This is a genomic window from Ruegeria sp. CE9 (assembly GCF_056537425.1).
Window position 1 is genome coordinate 288,707 of the sequence record NZ_JBQFRO010000003.1, and the last position, 14,645, is coordinate 303,351.

Below are 14,645 nucleotides of genomic sequence, written 5' to 3' on the forward strand. Positions count from 1 at the left end.
TAGCCCCGTAAAAACGCCGTGGCAACAAACCCGGTTGCTAGATCTCTTCGACCGACATGATACCGTCCAGCGACTTGATTGCGCCTTTGATCTGCGGGGTGATCGGGAAATCCTGACCCAATTCCATCTCGACCTCTCCCGGCAAAGCCGGGTCAAGCAGGCACAGCTGGATCGGTCCTTTGCCAGCCCCCTTGGCCGCAGCGCTTGCATCTTCCAGCACCTTTGCCACAGTCGGCAAGACATCTGGCTGGTCCAGATAGATCCTCAAACCAGTCGCCCCGGCCTCTGCCACGACCGCATCGACCGGGCCGACGGATCGACCCAATAGCTTGAGCTGATCGGCCTCCATCGTCGCCTCGGCGGTCAGAACCACCTGCGCGCCGGTTTCCAGGAACTCGCGCGATTTCTCCAGTGTTTCCGAGAACAACGTGACCTCATAGGCACCGGAGGGGTCAGAAAGCTGGGCGAATGCAAACCGGTTACCTCGGGCAGATTTCCGTTCCTGTCGCCCAGCAACAACACCGGCCATCTTGGCAATCAACGGACCCGAGCGCGCCTTTTCCATGACCTCATCCAAAGTCAGCACCTGCTTGCGCTTCAAGGCCGGCATATAATCATCCAGTGGATGGCCGGAAAGGTAGAACCCGATGGCCTTGAATTCCTCGCTCAGACGTTCTGCGGGCAGCCAGTCAGGCGAAGGAGACAAACGCGGTTCCGGCAGGTCATCGCCAGCTTCGCCAAACAAAGATACTTGGTTCGAGTTTTTCTGATCATGGATCGCCGCCGAATATTGCACCAGCGGATCGAGGCTTTCGAAAACACGGCGGCGGTTTTTGTCCAACTCATCAAACGCACCCGCACGGGCCAGCATCTCTAGCGGGCGCTTACCGACCTTTTTCAGATCAACACGGCGGGCAAAGTCGAACAGGTTGACGAAGGGTTTGTCTGCCCGTCCTTCAACCACGAGGTTCATCGCCTCGACACCCACATTCTTGAGAGCGCCCAGCGCGTAGACCAGATGCCCGTTATCGACATCAAAGGTCGACTGAGACCGGTTCACGCAAGGCGGCACGCACGGCAATTCAAGCCCCTTGCGGACCTCTTCGAAGTACACCGCCAGCTTGTCAGTCAGATGGATATCGCAGTTCATGACCCCGGCCATGAACTCGACCGGGTGGTTCGCCTTTAGCCAACCAGTCTGATAGCTGACGACTGCATAGGCGGCCGCGTGGGATTTGTTGAACCCGTAATTGGCGAATTTCTCGAGTAGGTCGAAGACTTCGCTGGCCTTTTTGGCATCCACGCCATTCTCGCCAGCGCCCTTTTCGAATTTCGGGCGCTCGGCATCCATCGCCTCTTTGATCTTCTTACCCATCGCACGACGCAACAGGTCGGCGCCGCCAAGGCTATACCCGGCCATGACCTGAGCGATTTGCATCACCTGTTCCTGATAGACGATGATGCCTTGGGTTTCCTCAAGGATATGGTCGATCAGAGGATGGACGGATTCGATTTTCCGCAGGCCATTCTTGACCTCGCAATAGGTCGGTATGTTCTCCATCGGACCGGGACGATACAGCGCCACGAGCGCCACGATATCCTCGATGCATGTCGGCTTCATCCGCTTGAGCGCGTCCATCATGCCCGAGGATTCCACCTGAAACACTGCGACGGTCTTGGCGGCGGAATAAAGTTTGTAAGTCGCCTCATCGTCCAGTGGGATGGCGTTTATCTGGTTTTCGGCACCTTCGGCGGGTTCGTAAAGCTCTGTACCATCTGCCGCGATGTGCAAATCGCGCCCGGATTTGAAGATCAAATCCATCGCGTTCTGGATCACGGTCAGCGTTTTCAGGCCCAGAAAGTCAAACTTCACCAACCCGGCCTGTTCCACCCACTTCATATTGAATTGTGTGGCAGGCATATCAGAACGCGGGTCCTGATACAAAGGCACCAGCGCGTCCAGCGGGCGGTCCCCGATCACAACCCCCGCCGCGTGGGTTGAGGCGTTACGCAGTAGCCCCTCGACCTGTTGGCCATAGGTGAGCAGACGCTCCACAACCTCTTCGCTGCGGGCTTCTTCGCGCAGGCGCGGTTCATCTTTCAGCGCTTTTTCGATTGAAACGGGTTTCACCCCCTCAACCGGAATCATCTTGGACAAGCGATCCACCTGCCCATAGGGCATCTGCAGCACCCGTCCGATGTCGCGCACGGCGGCCTTCGACAGAAGCGCACCAAAGGTGATGATCTGCCCCACCTTATCGCGCCCGTATTTCTGCTGCACATAGCGGATCACCTCTTCGCGGCGGTCCATGCAGAAGTCGATATCGAAGTCAGGCATCGATACACGTTCCGGGTTCAGAAACCGTTCGAACAGCAGCGAATAGCGCAGCGGATCAAGGTCAGTGATTGTCAGCGCATAGGCGACCAGAGATCCCGCACCCGAGCCACGCCCCGGTCCCACCGGGATGTCTTCGTCCTTTGCCCATTGAATAAAGTCCGCAACAATCAGGAAGTACCCCGGGAACCCCATGCTTTCGATGATGTCGAGTTCGAAATCCAGTCTCTCCTGATATTCCTCGGGCGTCACCGCATGCGGGATCACCGCCAGACGTTTCTGTAGGCCTTCGTTGGCGATACGGCGCAGTTCGGCCACTTCGTCATCGGCGAATTTTGGCAGGATTGGATCGCGGCGATAAGCCATGAAAGCGCAGCGCTTTGCGATTTCGACCGTGTTCTCAATCGCTTCGGGCAGGTCGGCGAATAGAGTCACCATCTCTTGCTGCGATTTGAAATAGTGCTGCGCAGTCAGGCGCCGCCGGCCTTCCTGTTGGTCGACATAAGCACCCTCTGCGATACAGATTAGCGCGTCATGCGCCTCGTACATGTCCGAGGTCGGGAAGTAGACGTCATTGGTGGCAACCAGCGGCAGGTCCTTGGCATAGGCCATCTCGACATGGCCACGCTCGGTCAGGCGTTCGGCTTCGGGCTGTCCGTCTTCGCCGGGATGGCGTTGCAGTTCAACATACAGGCGATCCGGGAAAATGCCCGCCAAGCGATCCATCAACGCCTCGGCTGCGGGGCGCTGGCCTTGCTGCAACAGCATGCCAACCGGCCCATCAGGACCACCGGTCAGACATAGCAGACCATCTGATCGGTCTGCCAATTCCTCCAACGTGACCTGCGGCAACTGCCCACCCTTGTCCACGTAAAGGCAAGAACTGAGCTTCATCAGGTTTTCATACCCCACCTCGGATTGCGCCAGCAGAACCAAGGGCGCGGGCGCTTTGGGTTTCTCCCCCGGCTGCGGTTGCAGGTAGGTCAAATCGACTTGACAGCCCATGATCGGCTGAATCCCCGCCCCACTGGCCGTGACGGAAAACTCCAACGCCGAGAACATCGAGTTGGTGTCTGTCACGGCGACGGCAGGCATCTCCAGCTGTTCGCAAAGGCCAGATAGCTTTTTCAGCCGCACAGCGCCTTCCAGCAGAGAATATTCAGTGTGAACGCGGAGGTGAATGAATCGAGGATTACTGCTCATACCCGGCACGCTACCTCAGCCAGCTCCGGTGAAAAAGTAGGAACCGTTGCATTGAAGCGCCTAAAAAATCGCCATCGATTATTCGGCTTTTTCAGAAGGTGCTTCCGAAGGCGCGATACCCCCATTCCATAAAATACTTTAGTTTCAATCAGCTGAGTATTACACGTGAAGGGCATATCACCACCAAACGGGCTAAATGGTGTATCGCTCAGGCAGTTTTTCTTGCCAGATCGGTCACGCTGTTTCTAACATCTTAGGGCAAGCTAACGCCCGCCACTCTTTCTACGTCGCATCGAAGGAGGGCCGATCGGGCGCAACCGGGTAAGGCGACGGGTTTCTCGAATGAATATCACGTTTCTTCTGAACGGAGAGACAGTGGAGCTGACGGATGTGAATCCGACGGCGACCCTGCTGGATTGGCTGCGCGAAGATCGTGGCCTGACCGGCACCAAAGAGGGCTGCAATGAGGGCGATTGCGGGGCCTGCACTGTTATGGTGACGGATGAAGATGGCGCGAAGGCGCTGAACTCCTGCATCCTGTTTCTGCCTCAGCTACATGGCAAAGCTGTGCGCACAGTCGAAGGGGCCAGTGGCCCTGATGGAGAGGCGCACCCGGTGCAACAGGCGATGGTTGATCTGCATGGCTCACAATGCGGTTTCTGCACCCCGGGCTTTGTCATGTCGATGGTCGCGAGCCACGCGAACGGCGCGACGGATCACGACACGCAGCTTGCCGGGAATCTGTGCCGCTGCACCGGCTATGCGCCGATTATCCGCGCGGCAAAAGCAGCAGAAGAACAACCCGTGCCGGTTTGGGTTAAGGATAAACCTGTTGCGACATCTGCGGCGTCGCCGATGCTTCCCGGATCGTGTGACGAATTGGCATCCGTTTATGCCGAAAACCCCGATGCAACTCTGGTTGCCGGAGCAACAGACGTTGGTCTTTGGGTCACCAAGCAATTGCGCGATCTGGACCCGGTGATCTTTCTCAACCGTTGTGAAGATCTGAAAGAAATCACCATCACCGATGACGATATCCGCTTTGGGGCCATGGTCGATATGAACCGGATGGGTGAGGCGCTGTCTGATCTCCACCCCTCGTATGCCGAGATGATACGCCGTTACGCCAGTGTTCAGGTACGTCATGCTGCGACGATTGGGGGCAACATCGCGAACGGCTCACCCATCGGCGACAACTCTCCTGCATTGATTGCCTTGGGCGCAACCTTGCATCTGCGCAAGGGCGACACACGCCGGGCCATCCTGCTGGAAGACTTCTTCATCGACTATGGCCAGCAAGACCGCACGCCCGGCGAATTTGTCGAGGCCGTCAGCTTTCCGTGCCAGGCAGACCGCCTGAAAGCCTACAAACTCAGCAAACGGTTCGATCAGGATATCTCAGCCGTGTGCGGGTGTTTCAATATCACCGTTGCGGACGGCACGGTCACTCTGGCGCGTATCGCATTTGGCGGCATGGCCGGAACTCCGAAACGGGCAACCCATGTCGAGGCCGCACTGATCGGCAAACCGTGGACGCGCGGGACGATCGACGCAGCGCTTCCTGCCTTTGCCGATGATTATTCACCACTCACGGACATGCGCGCCTCGGCAACCTATCGACTGGAAACCGCCAAAGCGATGCTTGAGAGGTATTTCCTTGAGGATCAGGGCATTGTGACCAACGTGCTGGAGGTTTCAGCATGAGCGTGACCAAACCACTTCCTCACGATGCGGCACCTTTGCATGTTTCCGGAGCGGCACGGTATGTGGACGACATTCCAACACCCAAAGGCTCGTTGCATCTGGCCTTCGGCCAGAGCCCGATTGCCAAGGGTAAGATCGCGTCGATGGACCTTTCCGCGGTAAAAGCTGCCGAGGGCGTCGTGATGGTGATGACCGCCGAGGATTTGCCCTTTGCCAATGATGTCTCGCCATCGATCCACGATGAGCCGCTGCTTTCGGACGGAACGGTTCACTATATTGGCCAGCCCGTGTTTCTTGTTGTCGCGACCAGTCATTTGGCCGCCCGTAAGGCCGCAAGGCTCGGCAAGATCGATTACGCAGAGGAAACGCCAATCCTGACCGTCGAAGAGGCTTTGGCCGCCGACAGTCGTTTTGAAGATGGTCCCCGTATCTATGCCAAGGGTGATGCGGACGCTGCCATCTCAAGCTCGGTTCATGTGATCGAAGGAACCTTTGAGCTTGGCGGGCAGGAGCATTTCTATCTCGAAGGTCAGGCTGCATTGGCCGTGCCGAATGAAGGCGCGGATATGCTGGTGCACAGCTCAACCCAGCACCCAACCGAGATACAGCACAAAGTGGCGGACGCATTGGGCGTACCCATGCACGCCGTTCGGGTTGAGACCCGTCGGATGGGTGGCGGTTTTGGTGGCAAAGAAAGCCAGGGTAACGCGTTGGCCGTCGCCTGCGCCGTGGCTGCCCGCGCCACCGGCAAGGCCTGCAAGATGCGCTATGACCGCGACGATGACATGATCATCACCGGCAAGCGCCACGCCTTCCGTATTACCTATAAGGCCGGATTTGACGAAAACGGTCATATTCAGGGCGTCTCATTCCACCAATACGCAATCTGTGGCTGGGCGCAGGACCTGTCTCTGCCCGTCGCCGACCGCGCGATGCTGCATTCCGATAACGCCTATCTGCTGCCCAATGCGCGGATCGAAAGCCACCGGTTAAAGACCAATACACAATCCGCCACCGCCTATCGCGGGTTCGGCGGCCCTCAGGGCATGGTTGGGATCGAGCGTGTTATGGACCACGCCGCACATGAGTTGGCAATGGATCCGGTCGAGCTGCGTCGACGCAACTACTACGAACCGGCGCACAAGGTCGCTGAGGTTGAGCCAGCCGAGAAACCCCTGGGCCACCCCGACCCGCGCGAAGACCTGACCAGCCGTGGCGCGGTAGAGATGGGGGATGCTCCGGTGCATCCTTTGCCCGAAGGTGGCAACACCACACCCTACGGCATGGAGGTCAGCGATTTTGAGCTGCACGGCATGACCGAGGCTCTGCTGAAATCCAGCGACTATGCCGCGCGCAAGGCGGCCATCAAAAAGTGGAACGCCGAGAACAGCGTAATCAAGAAAGGCATCGCCTTCTCTCCGGTCAAGTTCGGGATTTCCTTCACGCTGACCCACCTGAATCAGGCGGGCGCACTGGTGCATGTATATCAGGACGGCTCGGTCCACCTGAACCATGGCGGAACCGAGATGGGTCAGGGCCTGTTCCAGAAGGTAGCGCAGGTGGCGGCCTCGCGTTTTGGTATCCCGCTTGAGATGGTCAAGATTACTGCGACGGATACAGCCAAGGTGCCCAACACGTCGGCTACGGCGGCGTCATCAGGCAGTGACCTGAACGGTATGGCGGTGAAAGCTGCGTGTGACACCATCCGAGATCGCATGGCGGACTATTTGGCCGAAAGGCATCAAGCCGATCCATCGACGGTGACCTTCGAGGGCGGCCACATATCTATCGGCGAAGAGCGTTATACCTTCGCAGAAGCGGCCGCGCTGGCATATCAGGGGCGCATCAGCCTGTCGGCAACCGGGTTTTACAAAACCCCTAAGATCGAATGGGACCGGATCGCCGGGCGCGGTCGTCCGTTCTTTTACTTCGCTTATGGTGCGTCCGTCACCGAAGTGGCGATCGACACACTGACCGGCGAGAACCGCATTCTGCGCACGGATATCCTGCATGACGCAGGCGCATCGCTGAACCCAGCACTGGATATTGGGCAGGTCGAAGGCGGTTATGTGCAAGGTGCGGGCTGGCTGACAACCGAAGAACTGGTCTGGGATGGCAAGGGCAACCTGCGAACGCACGCGCCCTCGACCTACAAAATTCCCGCCTGCTCGGACCGGCCTGACATCTTCAACGTCGCACTTTGGGATGGCGAAAACCGCGAGGACACGATCTATCGCTCAAAAGCGGTGGGCGAGCCCCCGTTCATGCTGGGCATCTCTGCTTGGCTGGCCCTGTCCAATGCAGTTGCGGCTTGTGGTGACAGCTACCCGGCGTTGGATGCACCTGCCACGGCGGAAGAGGTCTGGCGTGGCGTCCAAAGGATGAAGGGAGGCATCTGATGGGATTTGACTTGGAGGCTTTGAGGGAGGCGGTCAAAATCCACGGGACAGTCACTCGCGTTGTCATCGCAGCGATCAAGGGGTCATCTCCGCGTGAGGTCGGTGCGGCAATGCTGGTTTGGAAAAACGGGCAAAGCGGCACAATCGGGGGCGGTACGCTGGAATTTCAAGCAGCCGAGGCTGCGCGAACGCAAACAGCGCGGGCCCGGCTGACACACCACGCGCTTGGCCCGGAGATGGGCCAATGCTGTGGCGGGGCCGTTTCGCTGTATAGTGAGGTCTATGATCTCAGGGCAGTTGATGCGCTCGACAATACAGTCGTTGCAAGGTCAGCATCAGAAAGCGAAGCACCACTATCGGTGAAACGGTTGCAGGCAACTGCGCGCGGTCAAGGGATCGCCCCTGAACCGCAACTGATCGATGGATGGATGGTTGAACCGGTCCACAAGCCAACCCGGAACCTATGGATCTGGGGCGCAGGTCATGTTGGACGCGCGTTGGTGGATGTGCTCTCTCCGCTGCCCGATATTGCGATCACATGGGTCGACACAGGCGCTGAACGTTTTCCAGCCTCGGTCCCTGCGGGTGTAACAACAGTTCCGGCGGCCAAACCCGCAGCACTGGTTCGCCATGCGCCGATAGATGCCGAGCACCTTGTGCTTACTTATTCACACAATCTGGATCTAGAACTGTGCAACCGGCTGCTTTCGCACGATTTCCGCTTTGCGGGGCTGATCGGCTCGGCTACGAAATGGGCGCGATTCCGGTCGCGGCTGACCGCGCTTGGGCATTCACCCGAACGCATCAGCCGGATCACCTGCCCCATCGGCGATCCCGGCTTGGGCAAACACCCGCAAATGATCGCCGTTGGTGTCGCAGCCGATATGCTGCGCCCTGCCCGGCAGAACGAATTGAAGAAGGACCTGAGCGCGTGACCACTCCACTGTTAAGCTTGCAAGGGCTGACCAAAGCCTATCCCGGCGTCGTGGCCAATGATCAGGTGTCTTTTGACATCGGTGAAGGCGAGGTTCACGCCCTGCTGGGCGAAAATGGCGCGGGCAAGTCCACGCTGGTCAAGATGATCTATGGGTTGGTGAAACCTGACAGCGGCACGATGCTTCTGCGCGGCCAGTCTTTTGCGCCCCCCGAACCGCGTGCAGCACGCGGCGATGGGATTGCGATGGTGTTTCAACACTTCTCGCTGTTCGACGCACTGAACGTGGCCGAGAATATTGCTTTGGGGATGGAGAACCCACCTCCTATGGGCGACTTGGCCTCGCGCATCCGCGAAGTGTCCGAGACCTACGGTCTGCCACTGGACCCGTTTCGCACTGTCGGCGATCTGTCTGCAGGTGAGCGTCAGCGAGTTGAGATCATTCGCTGCCTGCTACAGGACCCCAAGCTTCTGATCATGGATGAACCGACCTCGGTTCTGACCCCGCAAGAGGTCGATATCCTCTTTGAGACGCTGAACAAATTGCGATCCGAGGGTACCTCGATCCTTTATATCTCACATAAGCTGGAAGAAATCCGCACTCTGTGTGACCACGCCACGATCCTGCGTCTGGGCAAAAATGTGGGTGAATGCGTTCCGGCTGAAACTTCGGCGCGCGACATGGCTGAGATGATGGTGGGATCAACCCTGCAGACCCCTGAACGGTCGGGGCGCGAGTTCGGCGAGGTTGCGCTGGATGTCAGCGGTTTGTCGGTGCCGTCGCCGTCTGAATTCGGAACGGCGCTGAAGAACGTCCACATGACTGTCCGCAAGGGTGAGGTTCTGGGCATTGGTGGTGTCGCTGGCAACGGGCAGGACGAGTTGCTGGGTGTGCTGTCGGGTGAAATCCCCACGACTGCCGATGCGATCAAATTCAACGGCCAGCCTATTGGCAAGCTTGGCCCCACCGCGCGCCGCAAACTGGGCGTATTGACCGCGCCCGAGGAACGGCTGGGCCACGCGGCGGCACCGGATATGAGCCTGACGGAAAATGCCCTGCTGACCGGATCGGTACGCGAAGGGTTGGAGAATAATGGATTTCTCAAGTGGGCAGAAACCAAGAGTTTTGCCGAAAAGATCATAAGCGCATTTGACGTGCGAACGCCGGGGCCTGAGAACGCGGCACGCTCGCTGTCTGGGGGGAACCTGCAGAAATTTGTGATCGGTCGCGAAGTGCTGCAAAGCCCGGATGTTCTTGTCGTGAACCAGCCAACCTGGGGTGTGGATGCTGCAGCGGCGGCTTCGATCCGGCAGGCCATTCTGGATTTGGCGGCCAAAGGAACCGCAGTCATCTGCATCAGCCAAGATTTGGATGAACTAATGGAAATCTCAGACAGTTTTGCCGCGCTGAACGAAGGGCGCCTGAGCGCACCGCGCGAAACCACGGGCCTGACGGTCGATGAGATCGGTCTGATGATGGGCGGTGCCCACGGCATGGAGGTGGCGCATGTGTGATCGGTCGCAACGCCTTCGGCGAGAGTATTTACAAAAAGATGAAGACCTTGGGGGGACGAGCAGATGATTGTGTTGGAGAAACGGCCACAGCCGTCCAAGGCGTGGTCTTATGCCACCCCTCTGGTTGCGGTGCTGGCGACCATGTTTTTTGGCGGCATCCTGTTCGCTGTTCTGGGCAAGAACCCTGTCGAAGCCATAGGCACCATCTTCTGGGAACCGCTGTTCGGAGAGTTTGCGTTCTATTACCGCCCACAACTGCTGGTAAAAGGCGCACCACTGGTGCTGATCGCCATTGGCCTGTCGCTGGGTTTTCGCGCCGGTATCTGGAATATCGGGGCCGAGGGTCAATACATCATGGGCGCCATCTTTGGCGCTGGTGCGGGCTTGGCCTTTTACCCTCTGGACGCCTTCTACATCTTTCCAATCATGGTGATCGCGGGAGCGTTTGGAGGCTGGTTGTGGGCGATGATCCCGGCCTTCCTGAAGGTTCGCTTTGGTACCAACGAAATCCTCGTGTCACTTATGCTGGTCTATGTGGCCGAGCAGATGTTGGCCTCGGTTTCTCTGGGCCTGTTGAAAAACCCTGAAGGGTTCGGCTTTCCCGGCTCTCGCAATCTGCAATCCTATGACAGTGCACATAACGCCGAGCTGATTGCTGGATCGGGGATGCATTGGGGCGTGGTAACCGCCCTGATCGCCGTGATCTTTGCCTATGTCCTGCTGAACCGGCACATGCTGGGTTTTCATATCCGTCTTACGGGTGAAGCCCCTCGGGCCGCCAAATTTGCAGGCGTGAACCCTGCCCGTTTGATCCTATTCTGCCTTGGCCTGTCCGGCGCGCTGGCCGGTCTGGCGGGGATGTTCGAAGTCTCGGGCCCCTCGGGCGTTGTCAGCATTGATTTCAACGTCGGGTACGGCTTTACCGCGATCATCGTGGCCTTCCTTGGCCGCCTGCATCCGGTGGGTATTCTGCTCGCCGGTGGCCTCATGGCGCTGACATATATCGGCGGTGAAATCGCGCAGTCTCAGCTGGGTCTACCTGCCGCCGCCATTCAAGTATTCCAGGGGATGCTGCTTTTCTTCCTGCTGGCATTCGATCTTCTGACAAACTACCGCATCCGTGCGGCCCGTAGCGAGGTAGCGTGATATGGACCTTGGTGAAATTAACCCCGTCCTTCTGGTTGCCTCGCTGATGGTGGCCGCAACTCCACTCCTGCTGGCTGCGATCGGAGAGCTTGTTGTCGAAAAGGCAGGCGTTCTGAACCTTGGCGTCGAGGGCATGATGATCGTAGGTGCAATCAGTGGCTTTGCGATTTCGGTCGAAACCGGCTCACCCTGGCTAGGTTTTATTGCAGCCGCCATAGGCGGTGCCGTGCTATCGCTACTGTTCGTGTTGCTGACACAGGTCGCTCTGGCCAATCAGGTGGCCAGCGGGCTGGCACTGACGCTGTTTGGACTGGGTTTCAGCGCCCTCATGGGCCAAAGTTATGTTGGCGTCAAACCTCCTGATATGGCTGACATCCATATCCCCGTAATCAGCGATATCCCAGTGATCGGACCGATCCTGTTCCAGCATGATCCCATACTCTATGTCGGAATTGCTCTGACTGCGGCCGTCTGGGCGACATTGAAATACACCCGCGTCGGTCTGATCCTGCGTGCGGTGGGTGAAAACCACGATGCGGCGCACGCACTTGGATACAAAGTTATCAAAATCCGTATCATGGCGATCCTGTTCGGCGGGGCCTGCGCAGGTCTTGGCGGCGCTTACATCAGCCTGATCCGCGTGCCGCAGTGGACTGAGGGTATGACCGCCGGTGTTGGCTGGATCGCCCTGGCGCTTGTGGTCTTCGCCAGCTGGAAGCCATGGCGCGCCTTGCTGGGTGCCTATTTGTTTGGCGGCATCACCGTGTTGCAGCTTAATTTGCAGGCAGCGGGCGTTGCCATTCCTGTCGAGTATCTGGCAATGTCGCCCTACATCATCACGATCCTTGTGCTTGTGATCCTTTCGGCCGACAAGAGCAGCGCACCTGCCGCATTGGGCCGGACCTTCCATGCCTCGCACTAGGGGCCAACTGAACCAACTTGGGGAGTAACACATGAAAATCACTACACTTTTGGCAAGCGCTGCTATGGCGCTGGGTCTGGCCTCGGGGGCCATGGCCGACGACAAGACCAAAGTCGGCTTCGTCTATGTCGGCCCGGTCGGCGACGGTGGCTGGACCTATGAGCACAACAAAGGCCGTCTGGCCGTGGAAGAGCACTTTGGCGACAAGGTCGAAACCGTATTTGTCGAGTCCGTTCCAGAAGGCCCGGATGCCGAGCGCGTAATGACCCAGATGGCGCTGGAAGGCGCAGACCTAATCTTCACCACCTCGTTCGGCTATATGGACCCGACCATCAACGTCGCCAAGAAATTCCCGGACGTGAAGTTCGAACACGCGACCGGCTATAAGACCGCCGACAACGTCTCGGTCTATTCTGCGCGCTTCTATGAAGGCCGCGCTGTACAGGGCCATATCGCTGGTAAGATGACCGAGTCGAACATCATCGGCTATATCGGCTCCTACCCGATCCCCGAAGTGATCCGTGGCATTAACTCGGCCTATATCCACGCCAAAAAGGTAAACCCGGATGTCGAGTTCAAAATCGTTTGGGCCTACACTTGGTTTGATCCGGCGAAAGAGGCTGACGCCGCCACCGTGCTGATCGAACAAGGTGCGGACGTGATCCTGCAGCACACCGACTCGACCGCACCACAAGCGGCTGCGCAAGAGGCCGGCAATGTTGTGACCTTTGGCCAGGCCTCAGACATGAGCGAATACGCCCCCTTCCCGCGCGTCTCGTCGATCATCGACAACTGGGCGCCTTACTACATCGCGCGCACGCAGGCGGTGATGGACGGCTCGTGGGAGACCGTAAACACCTGGGACGGCATCCGCGAAGGCATGGTTGAAATCGGCGAGATTTCTGATCGCGTTCCGGCTGATGTGAAAGAAGAAGCGCTGGCAATGAAAGCTGCAATGGCATCTGGTGAATATCACCCCTTCACCGGCCCACTGAAAAAGCAGGATGGCAGCGACTGGCTGGCCGAAGGCGAAACCGCCGATGACGGCACTCTGGCGGGCATGAACTTCTATGTCGAAGGATTGGAAGGCGAAATCCCGCAGTAAGCGCAGAATCACAATAAGAAGGCCCGCGATTTAAGCGGGCCTTTTTTGTTTGCGTGCCCAGTTGACTTATGGCCTTAGTGGCTGGCGTAAATCGCCTGCTCAAATGCTTGGTAGGTCCGCATATATGGCTCTTCGACAAATGGTAGTGACTGGGTCATGATGACAGCGGCCACATCCGAGGCCGGGTCAATCCAGTAGTGCGTATTGCACACACCTGCCCAACTTTGTGATCCAGAGCGCCGCCCTCCTGGTACATCATTCTCGAAACGAACAAATGCGAAGCTGTGGCTGGTCCCATCAGGAAGATCCACATCTGCCGTCAGGGGCGGCGCCACCGTCGCCATCCGCTGGAATTTCAAGCCTTGCATCTGGTCAGCCAACATCTGCTCCATTCCAACTTCTGAGAGGACCCGATTCCCGTTCAATTGGCCCCCGTTCAGAACCATCCTGAGGAAGGACAGATAATCTGGCGCGGTGGAATAAAGCGCGTGCCCCATACCATAGACTTCAGGCTGCGACGGCGGCGCAATTTCAAATGGGCTCAGCACTCCGTCCTCTCCGCGGATGGAGACGTCGGCAAGACGCTCGGTCAGCGCATCGGGCTCGAATGCAGTGTCATGCATACCGAGCGGATCAAATATCTCCTCCTGACAGAAATCCACAATCGATCTACCGTCTACGGCTTCAACAATTTGTCCCAGCCAATCAATGCTCATCCCGTATCCCCAGCGCGTGCCGGGATCGGACATCAAGGGTGCCATCATCCCTGCCTTCGTACCGGTCAGGATCGACGGAGCCTCGGCCACCTCAAGGTATTTGGCCATGTCCGGATTCCAAAACTCGTACTCCAGCCCGCTGGTATGGGTCGCCAAATGTCGGATCGTCGCCGTTGTGCGCTGCGGCCGCAGGATCGGCGTGTCTCCGTCCCATCCATCAAGCACCTGCAGGTCATTCCACTCGGGCAAGATATCTGCAACAGATGTGCCCATAGAGAGTTTTCCCCGATCGATCAGGATCATCGCAGCAACCGAACCGACCGCTTTGGTCATCGAAAAGACGCGGAACGCGGTGTCTTCACTTGCGGCACGACTCTCGGACGCTTGGCCAGCAGCGCCAGAATATGTGACTCCATTGGAATTGGCCGCCATTGCAACAACGAATGGCACATCCCCCGCAGCGACTGCGCCATTAAGAACTTCGTCCATTTTTGACATCTTGCCTTCCTCCCATTTGCATCCCTGCGTTGACGTTAGCCGTGCGCACCCGCCACCACGTCGCGTAGTTCGGAACAGAGACAACTACGCCTTACAAATCGGACCGGCAGAACATTAGCAACGTAAACTGCAACAGCCTTAGGCACGCGTTCGCTTTGCACCGGCCGA

General features: G+C 58.1%; 9 protein-coding genes. 7 read left to right on the top strand and 2 right to left on the bottom strand.

The features are described 5' to 3' along the window. Nucleotides 1-37: 37 nt before the first annotated feature. A complete protein-coding gene (gene dnaE, locus ACR0B3_RS08565; protein WP_480808686.1) occupies nt 38-3,538 on the bottom strand; it encodes a DNA polymerase III subunit alpha in 3,501 nt (1,166 codons plus the stop codon). A 342-nt stretch (nt 3,539-3,880) separates the two neighbouring features. On the opposite strand from dnaE, the gene xdhA reads away from it, so the two are divergent. From xdhA to ACR0B3_RS08600, 7 genes are all read left to right on the top strand, one after another. After that, on the top strand, nt 3,881-5,242 hold the full coding sequence (gene xdhA, locus ACR0B3_RS08570; RefSeq protein WP_480808687.1) for a xanthine dehydrogenase small subunit: 1,362 nt from the start codon (nt 3,881-3,883) through the stop codon (nt 5,240-5,242). After that, nucleotides 5,239-7,641 carry a xanthine dehydrogenase molybdopterin binding subunit gene (gene xdhB / locus ACR0B3_RS08575; RefSeq protein WP_480808688.1) on the top strand — a complete coding sequence of 801 codons (2,403 nt, stop codon included), beginning with the start codon at nt 5,239-5,241 and terminating at the stop codon, nt 7,639-7,641. The genes xdhA and xdhB overlap by 4 nt, the downstream gene beginning before the upstream one ends. Then, complete coding sequence (gene xdhC, locus ACR0B3_RS08580) at nt 7,641-8,576, top strand: xanthine dehydrogenase accessory protein XdhC (protein WP_480808689.1); 936 nt, start codon at nt 7,641-7,643, stop codon at nt 8,574-8,576. The genes xdhB and xdhC overlap by 1 nt, the downstream gene beginning before the upstream one ends. After that, entirely contained in the window at nt 8,573-10,090 is a 1,518-nt protein-coding gene (locus ACR0B3_RS08585) for an ABC transporter ATP-binding protein (protein ID WP_480808690.1), read from the top strand. Before xdhC ends, ACR0B3_RS08585 begins: the two co-directional genes overlap by 4 nt. A gap of 63 nt (nt 10,091-10,153) precedes the next feature. After that, nucleotides 10,154-11,236 carry an ABC transporter permease gene (locus tag ACR0B3_RS08590; RefSeq protein WP_480808691.1) on the top strand — a complete coding sequence of 361 codons (1,083 nt, stop codon included), beginning with the start codon at nt 10,154-10,156 and terminating at the stop codon, nt 11,234-11,236. 1 nt (nt 11,237) lies between these two features. Continuing rightward, complete coding sequence (locus ACR0B3_RS08595) at nt 11,238-12,158, top strand: ABC transporter permease (protein ID WP_170686863.1); 921 nt, start codon at nt 11,238-11,240, stop codon at nt 12,156-12,158. Nucleotides 12,159-12,189: 31 nt separating this feature from the next. Continuing rightward, nucleotides 12,190-13,263, top strand: coding sequence for a BMP family ABC transporter substrate-binding protein (locus ACR0B3_RS08600; protein ID WP_480808692.1), 1,074 nt, complete (start codon nt 12,190-12,192; stop codon nt 13,261-13,263). 74 nt (nt 13,264-13,337) lie between these two features. Here ACR0B3_RS08600 and ACR0B3_RS08605 read toward each other — a convergent pair whose 3' ends face one another. Further along, on the bottom strand, nt 13,338-14,477 hold the full coding sequence (locus ACR0B3_RS08605) for a serine hydrolase domain-containing protein (RefSeq protein ID WP_480808693.1): 1,140 nt from the start codon (nt 14,475-14,477) through the stop codon (nt 13,338-13,340). Nucleotides 14,478-14,645 lie beyond the last annotated feature (168 nt).